At 62.5% G+C, this 20,209-nt stretch carries 12 protein-coding genes; 7 read left to right on the top strand and 5 right to left on the bottom strand.

Going from position 1 to position 20,209, the window contains the following annotated elements; translation table 11 throughout:
• Positions 1-43: 43 nt before the first annotated feature.
• The 3 genes from BLJAPNOD_RS29955 to BLJAPNOD_RS29945 form a co-directional block, all read right to left on the bottom strand.
• Positions 44-2,245 (bottom strand): TonB-dependent siderophore receptor, encoded by a 2,202-nt coding sequence (locus tag BLJAPNOD_RS29955; RefSeq protein ID WP_115422735.1) that lies wholly within the window; start codon positions 2,243-2,245, stop codon positions 44-46.
• A gap of 812 nt (positions 2,246-3,057) precedes the next feature.
• Positions 3,058-4,959 carry a methyl-accepting chemotaxis protein gene (locus BLJAPNOD_RS29950; RefSeq protein WP_115422457.1) on the bottom strand — a complete coding sequence of 634 codons (1,902 nt, stop codon included), beginning with the start codon at positions 4,957-4,959 and terminating at the stop codon, positions 3,058-3,060.
• 281 nt (positions 4,960-5,240) lie between these two features.
• Positions 5,241-8,861, bottom strand: coding sequence for a hydantoinase B/oxoprolinase family protein (locus BLJAPNOD_RS29945; protein WP_115422456.1), 3,621 nt, complete (start codon positions 8,859-8,861; stop codon positions 5,241-5,243).
• A gap of 121 nt (positions 8,862-8,982) precedes the next feature.
• Here BLJAPNOD_RS29945 and BLJAPNOD_RS29940 point away from each other — a divergent pair, with 121 nt between their 5' ends.
• The 7 genes from BLJAPNOD_RS29940 (at position 8,983) to BLJAPNOD_RS29910 (ending at position 17,147) form a co-directional block, all read left to right on the top strand.
• Entirely contained in the window at positions 8,983-9,567 is a 585-nt protein-coding gene (locus tag BLJAPNOD_RS29940) for a winged helix DNA-binding protein (protein ID WP_077501300.1), read from the top strand.
• Positions 9,568-9,580: 13 nt separating this feature from the next.
• The gene (locus BLJAPNOD_RS29935) at positions 9,581-11,413 is read left to right on the top strand and encodes a dipeptide ABC transporter ATP-binding protein (RefSeq protein ID WP_244611150.1); all 1,833 of its coding nucleotides are present in this window, start codon (positions 9,581-9,583) and stop codon (positions 11,411-11,413) included.
• 50 nt (positions 11,414-11,463) lie between these two features.
• Complete coding sequence (locus tag BLJAPNOD_RS29930) at positions 11,464-12,996, top strand: ABC transporter substrate-binding protein (RefSeq protein ID WP_115422454.1); 1,533 nt, start codon at positions 11,464-11,466, stop codon at positions 12,994-12,996.
• Between the two features lie 61 nt (positions 12,997-13,057).
• Positions 13,058-13,981: an ABC transporter permease gene (locus BLJAPNOD_RS29925; RefSeq protein WP_077501295.1), complete on the top strand. Its 924-nt coding sequence runs from the start codon at positions 13,058-13,060 to the stop codon at positions 13,979-13,981.
• Between the two features lie 4 nt (positions 13,982-13,985).
• Entirely contained in the window at positions 13,986-14,840 is an 855-nt protein-coding gene (locus BLJAPNOD_RS29920; RefSeq protein WP_077501293.1) for an ABC transporter permease, read from the top strand.
• Positions 14,837-16,576, top strand: a complete 1,740-nt coding sequence (locus BLJAPNOD_RS29915) for a M14 family metallopeptidase (RefSeq protein WP_115422453.1) — start codon at positions 14,837-14,839, stop codon at positions 16,574-16,576. The genes BLJAPNOD_RS29920 and BLJAPNOD_RS29915 overlap by 4 nt, the downstream gene beginning before the upstream one ends.
• A 304-nt stretch (positions 16,577-16,880) precedes the next feature.
• Positions 16,881-17,147, top strand: coding sequence for a hypothetical protein (locus BLJAPNOD_RS29910; protein WP_115422452.1), 267 nt, complete (start codon positions 16,881-16,883; stop codon positions 17,145-17,147).
• Positions 17,148-17,613: 466 nt separating this feature from the next.
• On the opposite strand, the gene BLJAPNOD_RS29900 is transcribed toward BLJAPNOD_RS29910, so the two are convergent.
• Entirely contained in the window at positions 17,614-19,029 is a 1,416-nt protein-coding gene (locus tag BLJAPNOD_RS29900) for an LLM class flavin-dependent oxidoreductase (protein ID WP_077501289.1), read from the bottom strand.
• 189 nt (positions 19,030-19,218) lie between these two features.
• The gene (locus BLJAPNOD_RS29895; protein WP_077501287.1) at positions 19,219-20,208 is read right to left on the bottom strand and encodes an ABC transporter permease; all 990 of its coding nucleotides are present in this window, start codon (positions 20,206-20,208) and stop codon (positions 19,219-19,221) included.
• Between the last annotated feature and the right edge of the window lies 1 nt (position 20,209).

Here is a 20,209-nt window from a genome sequence, read left to right as displayed (position 1 = left end):
CGAAATGCCGGCCGTTTCTTTTTGCGAGTGAAATTCCGAGCGCTCAGAATTCGAATGCGGTCGACACCATGAACGTACGCGGTGCGCCGGCGGCGAGGAAGCCGCGGGCGGACGAGGCCCAGTAGTTCTCGTCGAACACGTTCTGGACGGTCGCCCTGACTTCCACCGGCTTGCCGCCTTCGCGCTCGAAGGAGTAGCGCGCGCCAAGGTCGACCCGCGTCCAGTCCGAAACCTTCTGCGTATTCCTCTGATCATAATAGGTGCTGCCGGTATAGACGAGGCGCCCCGTCACCGTCAGATCCTCGACCCAGGGCGTGTCGTATTCACCGTAGAGGCTGATCGCCGTCGTCGGCACGCCGGGCACGCGGTTGCCATCGAACCGTTCCCCTGTCCGCGAGTTTTCTGCTTTATCGAGCTTGGCGTCCATGAAGGTGATGCCACCAAGCAAACGAACACCGTCAACCGGTTCGCCGTACGCAGACAGTTCGATGCCCCGGTTCACCTGGAGCCCATCCACGGCGAAGACGCCACCGGTCGTCAAGCCGTTGGGCTGCCTGATCTCGAACAGCGCTGCGCCCAGCATCATCTCGCCGAGATCGTACTTGAAGCCGATTTCCTTCTGCTTGCTGACGACCGGGGGGAATATCTCATTGCTGTTCAAAGCGGTGGACGGCGCTGCCGGCCCTTCGGTCAGAGCTTCGGCATAGTTGGCATAGACTGAGAGGCTGTCGGAAACGTTGAAGAGAGCGGCGACTGCGGGGCTGAACCGGGATTCCTCGTAATCGTAGGTCTGCTGACCAAGTGGCACGGGACCTGGACGCGTATTGAAGCCCCGCACACGCATCTCCTGATAGCGCCCGCCCACCGTCAGCTGGAATCGGTCTTCGGCAAACAAAAGCGTATCGGAGATTGCAACGCTGGTAGCGAGCAGGTCCGAAAATGCATGTAGGTCGTTCGAGCGCGGAAGTCCGCCCGTGTTTACCCAATCACTCGGCACGTAGACCGGATTGTAGATGTTGGTCATGTAGCTTCTGAAGCCGAGCCGACCGGGATGGAAGTAGCCGCGGTTGTTCTCGTTGAGCGCCCGGCTCACCGAGACGTTCAGCTGGTGGCCGACCGGGCCAGTATCGAACTCCGACCGAAGGCCGACCTCACCGGAAATCCCCTGGATTTCCTGCGGATTGTAGCCGAACTCGGCCAGTGCATCGCCGTTGGAATTCTGGATTGTGTAGGAGGTGCTCAGGAAGTCCTCGCGGTAGCGGCTGATACCACCGGCAGCGTAGATCGTGGTGTTGTCCAGCACGTCGAATTCGATGCGGCCAGCGACCATGTTGTGCTCGCTGTCGTGGTATTCGAACGGGTTTGACGTGTTGATGCGGCCGTCGGGTGCTTCCGGGATCTTGATGCCTGGCGCCGCCGCATTGAACAGCGAGGCCGGTGCATTGATGTTCTGCTTGGAGTGGTTGAGGTCGAGCGAGGCGCGCACCCGGTCGCCGCGATAGTCTAGTCCGAGCGACAGCACGCCGATCTCGTTCTCGTTGTGGTCAAGCGCCGTATCGCCGCCGCGATAGGAGCCGTTGAAGCGGACGCCCCATTCGCCGTCCGCTCCGAAGCGGCGGCCGACGTCGAGATGCGTCCAGAGTTGCGAGTCCGAGAGATAGGTGGTCGTCAGCCGCGTCAGCGGCTCATCGGTGGCGCGTTTGGGCACAAGGTTGATAGTGCCGCCGACGCGGCCGACGCCGCCGTTGACAAGCGTGCTCGGGCCCTTCAGGACCTCGACCCGCTCGATCCCCTCAAGGGGGCTGCGGCGCGGATTGGCGATATAGAAGAGGCCGTCATAGGCCGTATCCAGATTGGTGACCGAGAAGCCGCGAATGAAGAAGGAATCGCGCTCGCTGAACGACGGCGCATCAGAGCGCACCGACGGATCGTTGAGCGTGATGTCCGAAATCGTTCGAGCCTGCTGATCGCGGATCAGCTTGTCCGTATAGCCGGTGAGGCTGAACGGTGTCTCCTTGACGGAACGGTTGCCGAACGCGCCGAGCCGCGCACCGGTCGCCATTTGACCGCCGGCATAGGGAGCGGATGGCTGGCCGACGGTGCCGGTTTCGGGCGGCTGCCCGGCCGCCTTTCCGACAACGACGATGGGATCGAGCTTCGTCGCGCCGGCCGGAACGGCCTGAACCTGGCTTTCCACCCGTTTGGTTTTCTGGGCTTCCTGAGCCTCGGCGGATCCGGCAGCCATCGCCAGCAGCGACGCCCCCGCCAGAATTGCGCTGCCCCGCCTGCGCGAAACCAAATTGAACCTATCCCTCGCCATTCTCTAACCCCTGTATTTCCGGTAAGCGTGAAATTGTCTGCCCGTCATGGGTGCCACTCGAATTGAACCGTCCCGGCGACAACGACGTACGCGACTTTCCGCTCTGCGCGGCTGCGCAAGGCGGTTGGCGGACATCGCGGTCACCAAAGGTTATTTCGACCGACAGACAGGCCTCGTGCGCAGCAACTCGCTTCGGCAAAGCGGTGGCTCGATGGACCCTGAGCGGGCCGTAAATCCGGTTGTAAAGCGGCCCTTCGACCGTGTGCCAATATGCCGGAAACGAAAGTGAGCACTCGCGGAAAGAGTCATGGCGCAGAGGGTTGGCACAGCGATCATCGGCCCCGGAACGTCAATTATAACAACAGCATAAAACTTGATTTTCTTGCTCAAGTCTTTGCACGTATAGCTGGATTCGGCCGAGCATCCACCCGCAGCACGCGGCATTTAACGGTAAAACGCACATTGTCCCCAAGGGCCGGCACGACAGGCGTCCGTGCGCTGGTGAAAGCGTGAGATCAGGCGGCGGGCATAAGGAGATTTATCTAAGGTTCGTCCGGGCGACGTGCCCAGTTGGGGCCGTCGCAATCGGCGTTTCGGCGGCGGGATCGATTGCCCGATGGCACATCCGATATCATGGCGACGCCGTCATCCTCGCCCGTTTCCTTGTCGACGAGGCGATGGGAGACCAGGGCCGCAGGCTGCATTCCCGCAGCGCACGGCCCTGGTCGTGATCTCAATCAGGCAGCGCGGCTCCAGCTCTCGCGGCCCGCCTGGGCTTCCAACTTGAACTTCGCCAGCATCGTGCGGAGCTGACGGCTTTCTTCGGCGAGCGTTCCGCTGGCCGCTGTCGTTTCCTCGACCATGGCCGCGTTCTGCTGGGTCATCTGGTCCATGTGGTTGACCGAGGTGTTGATCTCCTGCAGCGCCGTTGCCTGTTCGCGTGCGGCGGTGGCGATCGTGTTGACGTGGCCGCTGACATTATTGACCAGGGTCTCGATCTCCAGCAGCGCCTCGCCGGTGGAGCGCACCAGCGACACGCCGTTTTCGACCTCGCTTGCCGAGCTGTGGATCAGCGTCTTGATCTCCTTGGCGGCATTTGCCGAACGTTGGGCCAGTTCGCGCACTTCCTGGGCGACCACGGCAAAGCCGCGTCCCGCCTCGCCGGCACGTGCGGCCTCGACACCGGCGTTGAGCGCCAGCAGATTGGTCTGGAAGGCGATCTCGTCGATCACCGAGATGATCTGGTTGATCCGGTTCGACGAATCCTCGATGCGGCCCATCGCGTCGATGGCGCTGCGGACGATCGCGCCCGAACGTCCGGCACTGTCCTTGGTGGCGCGCACCATTTCATGCGCCTCGTTGGCCCGTGCGGAAGAGGTCCGGACCGTCGAGGTGATTTCGTCAAGGGCTGCCGCTGTTTCTTCGAGTGCCGCCGCCTGTTGCTCGGTACGCTTCGACAGGTCGTTTGCCGCAGAGCTCAATTCGACGGAATTGTCGTTGATCGTGCCGGCCGAGGTGCGGACGTTCTGCATCGTCGAGCGCAGGGTCACCATGGTGGCGTTGACATTGGTCTGAAGCTCGGCAAACGCGCCATGGAATTCGCCACGCATGTTCTGCGTCAGGTCGGCGTCGGCGAGTGCTGCCACAACGCGGCGGACCTCGTTGACCGTCAGGTCCACGCTCGACACCAGTTCGTTGACGCTGGCGGCAAAGCGGTTGAGGTCCTCGTTGTCGTAGTCCTTGGTGATGCGGCCGGTGAAATCGCCGGCAACCGCCGAGGCAACGACGATGCTGATATTGGACTGGAGATCGCTGCTGCGGGCATGCAGCACCGCTTCCTGAGCCTTCATGGCGCGCATGCTGATGGCGTTCTTGCGGAAGACCTCGACGGCGCGGGCCATCTCGCCGATCTCATCGCGACGCGAAGCGTCGGCACCGTCGCCATCCAGCTTGCCGTCGGCAAGTTCGCTCATGATCGCGGTCAGCGACTGTACCGGAACAACAATGCCGCGGCGGGCAACGAGCAGGCTGACACCTACGCCGAAGACGATGCAGGCACCGGCCGCTGCCAAAAGGATCGTCATCGCGACGGAGGAAGATTCGAGCGCTTCGGCACGGGCCGTCGCAAGAGCGTCGCCGGAATAGGTGCTGTAGGCCTTGACGGTGGAGGTCACCGTCTTCTGGGCATCGAGCGCCTTGTCGAGTGCAGCCTTGACGGCAGCGGCGTCAGCGCCATTCGAGCCGGCAACGGCAATCATCGCCCGAATCTCGTCGAAATAGCTGTTCAGCGTCGTGCGGATGTCGTTGAGCAATTTGTCTTCGGCATCGTCGGCGACTGCCTCGATCTTGGTCAGACGACCGAGCATTTCCGAGGCGCGGGCTTCCGTTTCCGTACCGAACTCGGAAGCCTTCTCGGGCGTGGCCGCCAGCTGGTAGGTCATGCGGCTGATGGCGATGATGTCGACCCGGAGATCCATCGCCTCGCGCGCCGCTTCCTCGCGGGCGCCAACGTCGACGATCGTCGTGCCGAGCGAGGAAAGCCCGCGCGCGCCGGCGAGCGCGATAAGGGTGGAGGAAATGCCCATGACCACGACCACGAGGCCGACCTTGGTCAATATCGATAAATTCTTGAACGTCACTGCCGTGACTCCTGTGATGTCGCGATCGCGCTGGTTGGCTGGACATGGTCGGCCAAACCGGTGGGAGGAGACCCGGAATGTTGCGCGTGCTCCGTGGGAGGAGGCGGAGTTTCTGGCGCACCGACCGAGAGACACTTAGTAATTGCGAATTTAAATTAACGTTAAAACAGCAATACAGGATCATCTCAACCAACGCGGCCCCGATGACGGGAACCCCGAAAAAGCAAAGCGGGCGGGCGATTTCTCGCCCGCCCGCAGACCACCGCAGCAGTCTTGGGAGATCATTTCTTGCCGTAGCCACCGCCCGTCGGTGTGACCACGGTAAAGGCCTCGCCGGCCTCCAGAACAGTGTGGGCGCAGCCCGACAGCTCCTCGGTGCGGCCGTCGTTGCGGCGCACGAGGTTCTGGCCGAGATTGCCGGCTTCACCGCCCTTGATGCCGAAGGGGGCGACACGGCGGTGGCCGGAGAGGATGGCGAAGTCCAGTTTTTCCCGGGCACGGATGGTGCGCTTGGTGCCGTCGCCGGCCGACCACTTGCCCTTGCCGCCGGAACCGCGGCGGATGTGGAAATCTTCAAGCACCACGGGGAAGCGGGTCTCAAGGATCTCAGGATCGGTCAGGCGCGAATTGGTCATGTGTGTGTGGACCGCATCGGCACCGTTATAGCCTGGCCCCGCCGGCGCGCCCGAGCAGATCGTCTCGTAATACTGGTAGTGCGCGTTGCCGAAGGTCAGGTTGTTCATCGTGCCCTGCGCACCCGCCTGGCTTTCGACGGCTCCGAACAGGCAGTTGGTCACGGCCTGGCTGACTTCGACGTTGCCGGCAACGACGGCCGCCGGATAGCGCGGGGTCAGCATCGTGCCTTCCGGGATGACGATATGGATCGGCCTCAGGCAACCGGCGTTCATCGGGATGTCGGCTTCCACAAGCACGCGGAAGACATAGAGCACGGCGGCGCGCGTGACCGGCGCAGGCGCGTTGAAGTTGTCGCCGCGCTGTTCGGACGTGCCGGTGAAATCGACGGTCGCTTCGCGCTTGTCGCGATCGACGGTGATCTTCACCACGATCTTGCAGCCCTGGTCCATCTCATAGGAGAACTCGCCGTCGGGCAGCTGGTCGAGAACGCGGCGCACGCTTTCGGCGGCATTGTCCTGAACGTGGCCCATATAGGCCTCGACGACATCTTCGCCGAACTGCGCGATCATCTTCTTCAGTTCCGCCACGCCCTTTTCGTTGGCAGCAACCTGCGCCTTCAGGTCGTTGACGTTCTGGACGATGTTGCGCACGGGATAACGCGCGCCGTTCAACAGGGCTTCAAGCTCGGCCTCGCAGAAGCGGCCGGCATCGATGAGCTTGAAGTTGTCGATATAGACGCCTTCCTCCTCGATGTTGGTCGCAAGCGGCGACATCGAGCCGGGAGAAATGCCGCCGATATCGGCATGATGGCCGCGGCTTGCCACCCAGAAGCGGATCTCTTGGCCCTGATCGTCGAAGACGGGCGTGCAGACCGTCAGGTCGGGCAGATGCGTGCCGCCATTGTACGGCGCATTGATCAGGAAGACGTCGCCGGGATGAATGACCGGGTTCTCGCGGATCGCGGTGGCAACAGACGCGTCCATCGAGCCCAGATGCACCGGCATGTGCGGCGCGTTGGCGACGAGATTGCCCCTGTTGTCGAAGACCGCGCAGGAGAAGTCGAGGCGTTCCTTGATATTCACCGAATAGGCGGTGTTCTGCAGCGTCACGCCCATCTGCTCGGCGATCGACATGAAGAGATTGTTGAAGATCTCGAGCATCACCGGATCGGCCTTGGTGCCGATCGCGCTGCGCTCCGGCAGTGCCTTGACGCGGCGAAGCACGATGTGGTCCTTGGCCGTCAGCTCCGCCTGCCAGCCGTCTTCGACGATCACCGTCTGGTTCGGCTCGATAATGATCGCCGGGCCGTCGAGGCGCTGGCCAGGCTTGATGTCGGAACGAAGCGCCACCGGCGCATCGTGGAACTGGCCCTGGGAGTAGAAGCGGGTGCTGCGGGTAAGCGCCGGTGCGCCTTCCGTCGTTGCCAGGCCTTCGCCTTCCATTTGCGCAGCACCGCCGCCGACGGTCTCGACTTCGACCGCGTCGATCACCAGCGCCTTGTTGTCGGCAACGAAGCCGAAGCGGCGCTTGTGCAGCTCCTCGAATTCGGCGCGCAGGCGGGCAATATCGTCATGTTCCGGGAAGGTCGCGTCGACCGCCAGAACCGTATCGGTGCCGGCGTAGCGGATATGGGCGCGAAGATGGGTGCGGATCTCGTCGCGGGCAATACCCTGCGCTTCGAGTTCGCCGAGGCATTCGACCTGCAGTTCGGCGCCAAGCTCTGCAAGCGCTGCCGGCGCCTTGGCGTCGAGGGCGACGCCAAGCGCTTTCTGGCGAGTGGCGCGGATATCGGCGAGGCCCATGCCATAGGCCGACAGCAGGCCTGACATGGGATGGACCAGAATGCTCTTCATCCCCAGAGAATCGGCAACGAGGCAGGCGTGCTGGCCGCCCGCACCACCGAAGCAGCTCAGCGCATAGCGCGTCACGTCGTAGCCGCGCTGGACGGAGATCTTCTTGATCGCCTCGACCATGTTGGCGACCGCGATGCGGATGAAGCCGTCGGCCACATCCTCAGGCGCCCGGCCATCGCCGATCTCGGCGGCCATCGCCGCAAACCGCTGACGCACCGCTTCGACGTCGAGACGCTCGTTCTGCTCCGGCCCGAACAGCGCCGGGAAGAATTCCGGCAGCAGCTTGCCGAGCATCACATTGGCATCGGTGACCGCGAGCGGCCCGCCGTTGCGATAGCAGGCGGGGCCGGGATTGGCGCCGGCGGAATCCGGGCCGACGCGGAAGCGTTCGCCGTCGAAATGCAGGATAGAGCCGCCACCCGCCGCAACCGTGTGGATCAGCATCATCGGCGCGCGCACGCGCACACCGGCGACTTCGGTTTCGAAGGCACGCTCGTATTCGCCATCGAAATGGGCAACATCCGTGGAGGTCCCGCCCATGTCGAAGCCGATGACGCGGTCGAAACCGGCGGCCTCACCGGTTTTCGCCAGGCCAACGACGCCTCCGGCCGGGCCGGAGAGGATCGCATCCTTGCCCTGGAACATGTCGGCAGCGGTCAGGCCGCCCGACGACATCATGAACATGACGCGAGCGCCGGAGCGTGCGACATCGAGCTCGCTCGATACCTGCGCCACGTAGCGGCGCAGCACCGGCGAGAGATAGGCGTCGATGACGGTGGTATCGCCGCGGCCGACATATTTGATCAATGGCGAGACTTCGTGGCTGACCGACACCTGCTCGAAGCCCATTTCGCGGGCGAGCCGGGCGACCAGCGCCTCGTGCTCGGGATATTTGTAGGCGTGCATGAAGACGATCGCGACGGTGTTGTATCCCTGGTCGCGAAGCGCCGTCAGCGCCTGTCGCGCTTCCGCCTCGTCGAGCGCCTGCTCGACCGTGCCGTCGGCCAGCACTCGTTCGCCGAGTTCGACGATGTCCTTATAGAGCGCTTCCGGCTTGATGATTTCGGTCGCAAAGATGTTCTTGCGCTCCTGGTAGCCGATCCGGAGCGCGTCGCGGAAGCCGCGCGTCGTCACCAGTGCCAGCGGTTCGCCCTTGCGCTCGAGCAGCGCATTGGTCGCGACCGTCGTGCCCATGCGCACTTCGCTGATGAGGCCGGCCGGGATAGGCGCACCGGTCGGCAGGCCCAGATGCAGGCGGATGCCCTGCACGGCCGCATCGCGGTAGGCTTCCGGATTCTCCGACAGCACCTTGCGCGCATGCAGAACGCCTTGCGGATCCCTGCCGATCACGTCGGTGAAGGTGCCGCCACGGTCGATCCAGAAGTCCCAGCTGCCGGTTTCGCGTGCGCTCATCGTCCATCCCTCTCACTCGTATGCCGACAGCTCGGGTCGGCTCCGAAAATCATCAAAGCAGTTCGTTGACAAAATGTCGATAAAATGATGACATAAAATCGTCAAGATGAGGAAGTGCTGAATGACGAAGAAGTCTGAGGAGAGCTTTGACGGCAGGGAGTGGGCGCAAGACGCTCTGCCCGGCCATATGAAGCCCGTGGCCGCCATCGGGCCGATCGTCTCCTCCGCCCATCTGGCCGAAGGCGGATCTCCGGGTCTCTCCGAAGTCGAGTACGGCCTGATTCTCGCCTCGCACGCGTTTCACCGCTGGATGGTGCGCTGTATGGCCGCCGCCGGCGTGCCTGGCCTCTCATCCACAGAAATCCTGATCCTGCATACGATCCGCCACCGCGATCGCGGCAAGAAGCTCGCTGACATCTGCCTGGTGCTCGACATCGAAGACACGCATGTCGCGACCTACGCCATCCGCAAGCTTGAGGCGGCAGGCCTTGTCACCACCGGCAAGGAAGGCAAGGAAAAGACCATCCAGATCACCGACAAGGGTGCTGACGCCTGTACCCGTTATGCACAGATCCGCGAGCGCCTGCTCGTAACGTCGACGGCCAATGCCCGCCCTTCCGAGGAAACGCTATCGGAAATCGCCGCCGTGCTGCGCTTCATGTCGGGTGCCTACGAACAGTCCGCGCGCGCCGCGACCACATTGTGACAAGGAAGATCGCGTGACTGCTGATACGACACCCCCGCTGCTGGCGGTACAGAACCTATCCGTCGCCTTCAATGGCAATGCCGTCGTCGAAGACCTGAGTTTTTCGGTCACTGCCGGACGCACGCTCGCAATCGTCGGCGAATCCGGCTCCGGCAAATCGGTGACGTCGCTGTCGATCATGCGGCTTGCCGACATGATGGGCGGACAGTTCCCGACCGGAAAGATCCTGTTCCAGGGCAAGAACGGCGCGGTGAACCTCACGGTCGAACCGCAAAAAGCGATGCGCAGCATTCGCGGCAAGGAGATCGCCATGATCTTCCAGGAGCCGATGACCTCGCTTAACCCGGTGTTCACCATCGGCGACCAGATCGCCGAAGTGCTGATGCTGCACGAGAAGATGACGAAGGCGCAAGCGCTAGCAGAGACATGCCGGCTGCTCGACATGGTGCGGCTGCCCGATTCCGCCGAACTCGTCGGCCGTTATCCGCATCAGCTTTCCGGCGGCATGCGCCAGCGCGTGATGATCGCCATGGCGCTTGCCTGTCGCCCCAAGCTTCTGATCGCCGACGAGCCGACGACGGCGCTCGACGTCACCATCCAGGCCCAGATCCTCACCATCATCCGCGACCTCCAGAAGGAGCTCGGCATGGCGGTGATTTTCATCACCCATGACATGGGTGTGGTGGCAGAAATGGCCGACGATGTCGTGGTCATGTGGAAGGGTCGCAAGGTCGAGGAAGGCCCGGTCGCCGAGATCTTCGCCAATCCGAAGCACCCCTATACCCAGACGCTGCTTTCCGCCGTGCCGAAGCTCGGCAGCATGACCGGCGAAGACTTCCCCAAACGCATGCCGCTGACGATGATGATCGACGGCGCGCCGACGTTGGTCGGCGAGGAGCATATCCAGCGCACCGCCCGCTACGACGCAGCGCCGATCCTCTCCGTGCGCGACCTCGTCACCCGCTTCGACGTCAAGAAGAACCTGTTCGGCAAGACCACGCATCGGGTTCACGCCATCGAAAATGTCAGCTTCGACATCTTCCCGGGCGAAACGTTGGCCCTCGTCGGCGAGAGCGGTTCCGGAAAATCCACGATCGGCCGCACGATCCAGCAGCTTCAGAACGCCACGTCGGGTGAAATCCTCTTCGGCGGGCGCCCGGTTTCCGCCATGAGCTTTGCCGAGCGCCAGCGGCTGAAGCAGGAAATCCAGTACATCTTTCAGGACCCCTTCGCCTCGCTTGATCCGCGCAAGACCGTCGGCTTCTCGATTGCCGAACCGATCCGCACCCATGGGCTGATCCTCGGCGAAAAGGCGATTGCAAAGCGTGTCGACGAGTTGCTGGAGCGCGTCGGGCTGACGTGCGCCCATGCCCAGCGTTACCCCCATGAGTTTTCCGGCGGCCAGCGCCAGCGTGTCTGCATCGCCCGCGCCCTGGCGTCGCGGCCAAAGCTCATCATCGCCGACGAAGCGCTGTCGGCGCTCGACGTCTCCATCCAGGCGCAGATCATCAACCTCTTCATGGAGCTGCAGGAGCAGGAAGGGCTCGCCTACCTCTTCATCAGCCATGACATGGCCGTGGTCGAGCGCATGAGCCACCGCGTCGCCGTGCTTTATCTCGGCCAGGTGATGGAGTTCGGCAGCCGCCGCCAGGTGTTCGAAACCCCTGGTCATCCCTATACCCGCCGGCTGCTTTCGGCCGTGCCGGTCGCCGATCCCGGCAAGGGGCGCGACCGCGGGATGATCGAGGGCGAGATCCCGAGCCCGATCCGGCGTGTCGGACAAGAACCCGCGGTATTGCCGCGCAAGGAGATCGCGCCAGGCCATTTCGTGGCCCTGGACGCGTAAAGCCGCTTTCTCCGCGAGGGGAAGGCAGTCGAAACAGGAGTGAGTAAAAAATGATCAACAAAAAGGGGATCCACGCCGCCTTCATCGCGCTTGCGCTGACTGGCAGCCTTCTGACGACCGGGCCGGCCTTTGCCGCTGGCACATTGACGGTTTCGTCGCCGCAGGATCCGGGCAGCTGGGATCCGGTCGACACGTTCCTCGTCAACTGGGCGTCTGTCTCCACCAACATTTTCGACGGCCTGACCTATCGCGGCCCTGACCGCAAGCTGGTTCCCGGCCTCGCGACATCATGGGAAGAGCTCGACGGCGGCAAGCGCCTGCGCTTCACGCTGCGCGAAGGCGTCAAGTTCCACAATGGCGAGCCCTTCAACGCTGAAGCCGTGAAGTACACCTTCGACCGCCTGCTCGGCGAAGAAGGTTCGAAGGGGCCGCAGAAGTCCAACTACGCGGTGATCGAGCGTGTCGAGATCGTCGACGAGAAGACCGTCGATCTGCACCTGAAGGCGCCGGATCCGGTTCTCTTGACCAAGCTTGCCGGCTATGGCGCGATGATCGTTCCGCCGAAGTACATCCAGGAAAAGGGTGAGGACTACTTCAACACCCATCCCGTCGGTACCGGCCCGTTCAAGTTCGTCTCCTATGAACCGAAGGTCGCTATCAAGCTCGAAGCCTTCGCTGATCATTGGGGCGGCGCGCCGAAGCTTTCCAACCTCGACTTCCGCTTCATCGCCGAGCCGGCGACCGCCGTTGCCGAACTGCAGGCGGGCCGCGTCGACCTCGTCATCCCGCCGACCATTCCGATCGGCATGATCCCGACGATCCAGGGCGACGACAAGCTCGAGATCGTCTCGACCCCCGGCCCGACGGTCTATGCGCTGCGCTTCAACACCCGCGACGGCATCACCAAGGATCCGAAGGTCCGCAAGGCGCTGATCCTCGGCGTCGACCGCGACACCATCATCCAGTCGATCCTCGGCGGCCAGGCCGCTTCGATCGCCAGCTTCCAGGGCGAACTGTCGTTCGGCTTCGATCCGGCCATGAAGCCGCTGCCCTACGATCCCGAGCAGGCAAAGGCTCTTCTGAAGGAAGCGGGCATCGCTCCGGGCGCGTCCGTCCAGATCGACGTGCGCGGCAACGACGCGACCTTCAACGAAGTGGTGCAGGCTGTTGCCAGCTACCTGCAGCTCGTCGGCATCAACGCCACCATCAAGCCGTATGAGACCAACGTCCTCCTCAACGACATCATCCCAGCCGGCAAGACCGGCGCGATGTTCCAGCAATCCTGGGGCGGCTGGACGCTCGACTACGACAACACGGCTTACTCGATGTACCACTCGGGCGAAAAGTGGAACCCGTACGACAGCGATGCGGAACTCGACAAGCTGCTCGAATCCCAGCGCTCGATCACCGATCAGCCCAAGCGTGAGGAAATCCTCAAGCAGATCGCCAACTACGCCGCCGACCGGTCGTTGGAAATGCCGCTCTACAACCTCAACGCCATCTATGGCGTGAGCAAGCGCGTCAAGAACTTCACGCCCGTTCCCGACAGCCGCCTGCGGCTGACGGACGTCACGGTAGAGTAACAATCGGATCCGCCGCCCTTCATTGCGGGGCGGCGGATCGTCTTCATGAAGGGCGGGTAACTTGGCCGGATTTTTGATCAAACGTGTTCTGCAGGCGGTGTTCGTCGTTTTCGTCGTAACGCTCACCGTCTCATTTGCTATCCGCCTGACCGGCGACCCGGCACTGATGCTCGCTCAAGGCGCTGGCAGCATCACCGAAGAAGACCTTGCGCGAATCCGCGAGGCGCTCGGGCTCAACCAGCCGTTCATGGCGCAGTACTTCGCATTCATCAAAGGCCTGTTCGTCTTCGATTTCGGCCGCTCGTTCATGGGCGGAACCCCGGTCTCGCAGTTGATTGCAGCCGCCCTGCCCGCCACAATGATGCTGGCCTTCGCCTCGCTCATCGTCTCGATCATCATTTCGATCCCGCTCGGCATCAAGGCTGCGGTGGCCCGCGGCAAGTGGGCCGACCAGGCGATCCGTATCCTGTCGCTCGTCGGCCTGTCGTTCCCGAACTTCTGGCTGGCGATCATGCTGGTGCTGTTGTTTTCGATCACGCTGAAATGGTTGCCGCCGAGCGGCATGGACGGGTTTGCAAGCTTCATCATGCCTGCCGTCACCATGGGCATCATCCTGACGGCGACCAATGTCCGCCTGGTGCGCACGGCGATGCTCGAAACGCTGCAGTCGCAATACATCATGGTCGCCCGCGCCAAGGGCTTGAGCGAAAGCAAAGTGCTTTACAAGCATGCCCTTCGTAACTGCGCGATCCCGCTGATCACCTATTTCGGCCTCCAGTTCGGCGGTCTTCTCGGTGGCATCGTCGTCGTCGAGCGCGTGTTCAACTGGCCGGGCATGGGCACGCTTGCCTTCGACGCCGTCGGCGCGCGCGACTATCCCGTGCTGCAGGCCGTCATCACCGTGCTCTCGCTGATGATCGTCGGCGTCAACCTCATCGTCGACATCGCCTATGGCCTCGTCGACCCGCGCATCCGGACGGAGTGAGCCGATGACCACCAAGGCCGCAAACAGCCGCTTCGCCCGTTTCCGCAACCTCGAATTCATCCTCGGCGCGCTGCTTGCCGGCGGCATGTGCCTCGCCGTCCTCTTGTCTGGCGTGCTTTTCCCCGGTGGCGCCGACAAGATCGATCTGATGGCGCGCCTGACTGCCCCATTCGTCAACTGGGCGCACCCGTTCGGCACCGACCCGCTCGGACGTGACGTGCTCGCGCGCGTTGTCGCCGGCGGCAAGATTTCGCTGCTGGTCGGCTTCACCTCGGTTGCCGGCGCCGTCGTCGTCGGCGTGGTGATGGGCTTGGTCTCCGGCTATTACCGTGGCTTCTGGGACATGGTGGTCATGCGTTTTGCCGACGTGCAGCTGGCGCTGCCGTTCATCCTGCTTGCCATCACCTTCATCGCCATTGTCGGCGGCGGGCTGACCAACACGATCGTGCTGCTGATCATCTCGCAATGGGTGCAGTATGCCCGCCTCGTGCGCGGCTCGGTGCTGTCGCTGCGCGAGCGCGAGTTCATCCAGTCTGCGCGTGCTATCGGCGTGCGCGACTACAAGATCCTGTTCCAGCATCTGCTGCCGAACCTGATCGGACCGGTCATCGTGCTGATGACGCTGAACGTCGCCAACAACATCCTGCTCGAGAGCAGCCTGACCTTCCTCGGCCTCGGCGTCGACCCGTTGATCCCCAGCTGGGGCGGCATGCTCGCCGATGGCCGCACCTACCTGCAGAATGCCTGGTGGGTCAGCGTCTTCCCGGGCCTTGCCATCCTTCTCACCGTCCTTGGCCTCAACCTTCTCGGCGACTGGCTCCGCGACAGTCTCGATCCAACAGGCAGAACTTCACGATGACCACGATATTCGAAGGGACCTTCGAGCGCACGCTCGACACCATGCTCGCAACCTACGGCAAGGAGGCCGCCCGCGGCACCCGGCTGGAGGCATGGCTCTTCGATGACCGTGAAAGCCGCAAGGCGGCCGAGCAGAAGCTCGCCGCCTTCGGCGTCGAGGCAAAGTTCAGGAGCGCATACAAGCCTCTCCTGCATTTCTTCCTCGAGGAGATTGATCTCAAGACGTTGAAGCGCGTCGACATCCGCTATCCGCAGCCGGAAGGCTGCCCGGCAAACCGCTTCCTGCTCGAGGCCTATCCGTTGGCAGCACTGGTCGGCGATGCCGAGATCGCGTTTGCCGGCGGCAGCCAACAGGCACTGACCTATGACGTTGCCCTGACCTTTGCCGACGGACGCAGGGAAGACCACGCGGTGTTCGCGCCCAACCGCCAGCATAGCGATTTCATCGGCGAAACGCTGCTGTCGCCGACCGGCTGGGTCCGTCTGGACGACACGAGCAGCAAGCGGCGCGAATGCCATCTCGAAACCGACTATGAGCGGCTGTTTACAGGCGCCATGCGGGCGATCGCCGAACATGGCTGGGGCGACAGCGAACCCTATTTCGACGAACTCAACATCCGCGCAACGCTGCCGATCAACGACCTACGACTGCCGGTCGGCGAAGAGGTCGTCAGCCTGCGCGAGGCGCTGCACGAGGACTTCTACTTTTCACTGCTCGAAGTCTTTCAGAAGAAGTCGGGCCGGCCTCTTGGCGACCGCGGCCTGAAGCCGGGCCAGATCGTGCCGGAAATCGTCTTTGACGAGGGCAAGCCCACAATCCGCGTCGAAACACGGCCGCTCGCCACGGCAGACGCCGATGGCGAGATCCAGCCTGTCGACACCGCGCAGGCACCGCTCGCAGTTGCCCAGATCCATGCCGAACTGGGAAAAGTCGACGGCCAGCCTTTCGAGGCGGTCTCGCGCGCCGGTCGTCCCGTCAAGGCACGCTACCACAAGGGCAGCGATGCTGCCGTGATGATCAGCGGCGGCCAACACCCCAACGAGACCACCGGCATCGTCGGCGCGCTTCGAGCAGCCCAGACGCTTGCTGCACGCTCCGGCGCACACTTCACCATCTCGCCGCTCGAGAACCCCGACGGCTACGCCGTTCACCAGCGCCTGCGCGCCGACAACCCGCTGCACATGCATCACGCAGCCCGCTACACGGCACTTGGCGACGATCTCGAATACCGCGTCGGCGCCGCCCTTAACGAGCGGGCGATCCGCAACGAGGCGGATGCGCTGTCGGGTGCCGAGCTTCACGTCAACCTGCACGGCTACCCCTCGCACGAGTGGACGCGGCCGCTGTCGGGCTATGTGCCACGCGGCTTTGCCATGTGGACCTTGCCGAAGGGCTTCTTCCTGATCATGCGCCACCACGCCGACTGGGAGGCTCGCGCCGAACAGCTGATCGAAGCGGTGACGGCGCGTCTCGCTGCTGTCCCCGGCCTGCTTGCGTACAACAACAGGCAGATCGCGCTTTACGAGACCCATGCCGGCGAAACCGGCTTCCGCATCATCAACGGCTTCCCCTGCATGATTTCCGTCGACGATCGCCACAAGGCGCCGTTGACGCTGATCACGGAATATCCCGACGAAACCATCTATGGCGACGCCTTCGTGGCCGGCCATGACGCTCAACGGGAGACGGTTCTGGCGGCCTACGACGCGTTTCAATCGATGATGGCAGTCGCATAGGCTTTCTTTCGGCGCGACCTACGCCGAGGACACGACGGCCCTTCAAGGCCGTCGCACCTGCCTGGATCAGCGGCACTTTCAACGGCGTCCATCGTGGCCGACGATGGACGTTCGGCACCGCAACGTTCCACTTGCGGGCAGCAAGGCACGTCCTGCGTCTCGGGCCAACGCAGGCGACCAGATCAGCCACAGGCTGATGTATCCCGCGGATCTGTATGCGTCGGTTGGAAGCGGGGGAACCTTTCGCACGTTACGAAGTTGAGCCCGCAAGAGCTTGTGATCTCGCAGCGATACGGAGATGCAAATGAAAATGGAGAAGATCGGCAGGGCGAGGTTGAAGCTGCGCTTGCCTCTCTATCGGCATGTTCTGTCGGACTTGAAGAGCCCTTCATTGAACGAGATTTTCGTCGCCTATGCGGAAGCGTCGATGCAGCTCGATGCCCTGCGTTCGAGCGATCACCCTGATCAGTCTTTGATCGAGGAATACGAGCGAACTTGCAGGGAGATCGAAAACAGCATCGAACCGTATCTGCGCATGTTTCGACCACCCCTGACGATGGGTGGTCGCTGAGGGCAGGAAAAGAAAAAGGGACGACACTTTTGTGCGACTGTCCCGGCTGCCTTGCCGAACCGTTAGCATGTCCCAGCTTGGCCAGAGCGAACTTGAGGCGGGACAAGAAAGTGCTGAACCGATGGAACTCGCACGCCCCACGGGCGTTATTCCACCGGAGGTGCAGTCATGTCCAAACATACCCCTGAGCAACGGTTGAATACGCAACCGCCCAAACCGGTGTTCGATGTCGTAGAACACTGCGTCCGGCACAGCATAAACAGCAAGGAACAGGGAAAGCTCCTTTCGCTGCTCGGGAGGTTCGCGAGCAGACATGAGCTCGAAACCAACGCCCCGCTAAAACCCCCGCGCTTCCGCTGAGCGATGCGCTGAATCCGTCAGGCGAGTACACGTGAGCCAAAGCAACTGCGTTGTACCGGGTGCTGCGCGGATGAGCGTACCGGGGCGACCTTGAACTCACCACCCGTCAGGCGTTAGCCGTCTTTAGCACCGGCACGCCCTCAGCATCACGTTGCTTCACCGCTTCGATATCGCGGTAGCCATCTGCCGGGTGAACCTTCGGCAGATAGGGACCTTCGCCGAAGAGTTTTTCGCGCAACGTGCCCGGCTTGTAGGTCGTGGGATAGGCTCCACGCTTTTGCAGCTCTGGCACGATATGCGCGACGACATCCTCGAAACTGTCTGGTGTCACCGCATAAGCAATGTTGAAGCCGTCAACATCCGTGTCGTCTACCCATTCCTGCAAAATGTCGGAGATACGGGTCGGCGAACCGACAAACACCGGACCCATACCGCCGATGCCGCCGAACTGGGCGAGTTCGTCGATTGTCCAGGACCTGTCGCCGCCGGCGACATGCTCGACAAAGGAGTGGATCGCATTGGTCTCGATCCTTTCTACAACGTCGGTCGGGGCGTACTGGCCGAAATCGATCCCGCTCCAGCCCGACATGAACGTCAGTGAACCGTCGTAGGAAACGTAGCTCTTGTAATCCTCAAACTTCCGCTGCGCCTTTTCTTCGGTCTCGTCGGTTATGATCGTGATCAACGTGTAGATATAGACTTTCTTCGGGTCGCGGCCGGCGTCGGCGATCCTTTGACGGATATCGGCAACATAGGCCTTCAGCACCGACTTGGTCGGCGCTGCCACGAAGATGCATTCCGCGTGGGCTGCGGCAAAGGCCTTTCCGGGACCGGATGCGCCAGCCTGATAGAGAACCGGCGTGCGTTGCGGCGACGGCTCCGTCAGGCCGTAACCTGGAACCTCGAAGAACTTGCCCTTGTGGGCGATTTCATGGACCTTTTCCGGATGGGTGAAAATGCGCTTGCTTCCATCGCGCACCACCGCGCCTTCTTCCCACGATCCTTCGAGCAGCTTGTAGAGCACCTCGACATACTCGGCGGCGACCTCGTAGCGGTTGTCGTGCTTGCGCAAGCCGCCCTGCCCGACATTCTTCGCACCGCTTTCCAGATAGGACGTGACGATGTTCCAGCCCAGGCGGCCCTTGGAGTGGTGATCGGCTGTGGCGAGGCGCCGGGCGAACGTATAGGGGTGCTCGAATGAGGTGGAAGCGGTGAGGCCGATGCCGAGATGCTCGGTGGCAAGAGCGATGGGCGCGACAAGCTGCAGCGGATCATTGACCGGGATCTGCGCCGCCTGATGAATGGCATGGTAGTTCGAGCCTTTGTAGACGTCGTAATAGCCGATGACGTCGGCGATGAAGATACCGTCAAAAACGCCGCGTTCCAGCGTGCGTGCCAGATCCTGCCAATAGTCAAGGTCCTTGTACTTCGAGGACTTGTCGCGCGGATGCGCCCAGAGGCCCGGTGACTGATGGCCGACACAGTTCATATCGAAGGCGTTGAAACGGATGTGGCGGGTCATGGCATTCTCCAGTGCAGTGACGCGATGCCAACCGGCATCATTTCTACAGCAGTAACGCGGCTAACAGTCTGTTTTTATCCACTTTATCTTGAGCGCATTCGGGCTCTGGCGTGTTGGCATGTTCGGATACCGCCACCACGAAACCGGTGATCGATGCCGACGTTGAGGGCAAGATCGCGCAGCAAGACTTCAGGTCCTGGCAGCCGCCTTGCGGTTGGCAAAGCCGATCGCAAGAACCGAGAAAATGAGAAGTCCTGTGCCGACCTGCTGCCAGTAGAAGTTCAGGCCAGAGAGAAGCAGGCCATTGGCGACAATGCTGAGAAGAAGCACGCCGAGCACCGTGCCAGGGATGTTCGGCCGACCATGCGGACTCAGCGTCGTACCGATAAAGGTCGCGCCAATGGCATTGAGCAGGAAGGCGTTGCCGGACGACGGAATATAGACGGTCACGGTCGATGTCAGGATCAAGCCGACAACGGCAGCGATACCCGACACGAGGATGTAGGTCGCGGCCGTGTAACGCCGCAACGCAATGCCCGAATAGCGCACAACGCTGGCCTGAATGCCGGTTGCAAGCACCACGCGACCGAACCTTGAGCGCGACAGGCCAAGCCAAGCGCCGGCGATCACCAAAGCAGCAACGAGGAGCGGGACCGGAATGCCCACGATGGTGCCGTGGCCGAGGAAACGGAAGGCGTCCGGCACACCCGTTGGCGGCAGATAGACCGGGTTGCCGCCATTGGTCAGCAACTGTTGCACACTGCGACCGACGAAGAGTGTGCCGAGCGTGGCAAGGAACGGCGAAATGCCGATACCCGCAATCAGAACCGCATTGAAAAGGCCGACGACAACACCGCCGGCAAGTCCGCCAAGTGCGGCAAGCGGGATAGGCTGCCCGGCTAGAACGAGGGAGACAAAGGCAAAGCTCGCGAAATCGATGGCGGTGCCGACCGAGAGGTCGATACCGCCGGCAGAGACGGCGAAGGTCATGGCAGTTGCGACGATGGCGAGAAGCGCAAAATTGTTGACCAGCACACTGAGCAGGTTGGCCCCGGAAAGAAACGCGGGCGCAAGCCATGCGAAGAGGACGAAGACGGCTGCAAGCGCTGCGATCAGGGCGTGGCGCCCGATGCTGCGGGTGACTGTCGGGATCGAAACGGAAAGCTGGCGAGCCGGCATA

Source organism: Ensifer sp. M14, assembly GCF_003355565.1.
In the GTDB taxonomy this organism is placed as follows: Bacteria; Pseudomonadota; Alphaproteobacteria; order Rhizobiales; family Rhizobiaceae; genus Ensifer.
This window is presented reverse-complemented; position numbering and strand designations above follow the sequence as displayed.

What these genes read in the sequence shown, in the direction of transcription:
- BLJAPNOD_RS29955 (WP_115422735.1), bottom strand. Translation starts at nt 2,245, where the DNA reads ATGGCTGCCGGATCCGCCGAGGCTCAGGAAGCCCAGAAAACCAAACGG.
- BLJAPNOD_RS29945 (WP_115422456.1), bottom strand. Translation starts at nt 8,861, where the DNA reads ATGAGCGCACGCGAAACCGGCAGCTGGGACTTCTGGATCGACCGTGGC.
- BLJAPNOD_RS29940 (WP_077501300.1), top strand. Translation starts at nt 8,983, where the DNA reads ATGACGAAGAAGTCTGAGGAGAGCTTTGACGGCAGGGAGTGGGCGCAA.
- BLJAPNOD_RS29930 (WP_115422454.1), top strand. Translation starts at nt 11,464, where the DNA reads ATGATCAACAAAAAGGGGATCCACGCCGCCTTCATCGCGCTTGCGCTG.
- BLJAPNOD_RS29920 (WP_077501293.1), top strand. Translation starts at nt 13,986, where the DNA reads ATGACCACCAAGGCCGCAAACAGCCGCTTCGCCCGTTTCCGCAACCTC.
- BLJAPNOD_RS29915 (WP_115422453.1), top strand. Translation starts at nt 14,837, where the DNA reads ATGACCACGATATTCGAAGGGACCTTCGAGCGCACGCTCGACACCATG.
- BLJAPNOD_RS29910 (WP_115422452.1), top strand. Translation starts at nt 16,881, where the DNA reads ATGAAAATGGAGAAGATCGGCAGGGCGAGGTTGAAGCTGCGCTTGCCT.
- BLJAPNOD_RS29900 (WP_077501289.1), bottom strand. Translation starts at nt 19,029, where the DNA reads ATGACCCGCCACATCCGTTTCAACGCCTTCGATATGAACTGTGTCGGC.
- BLJAPNOD_RS29895 (WP_077501287.1), bottom strand. Translation starts at nt 20,208, where the DNA reads ATGCCGGCTCGCCAGCTTTCCGTTTCGATCCCGACAGTCACCCGCAGC.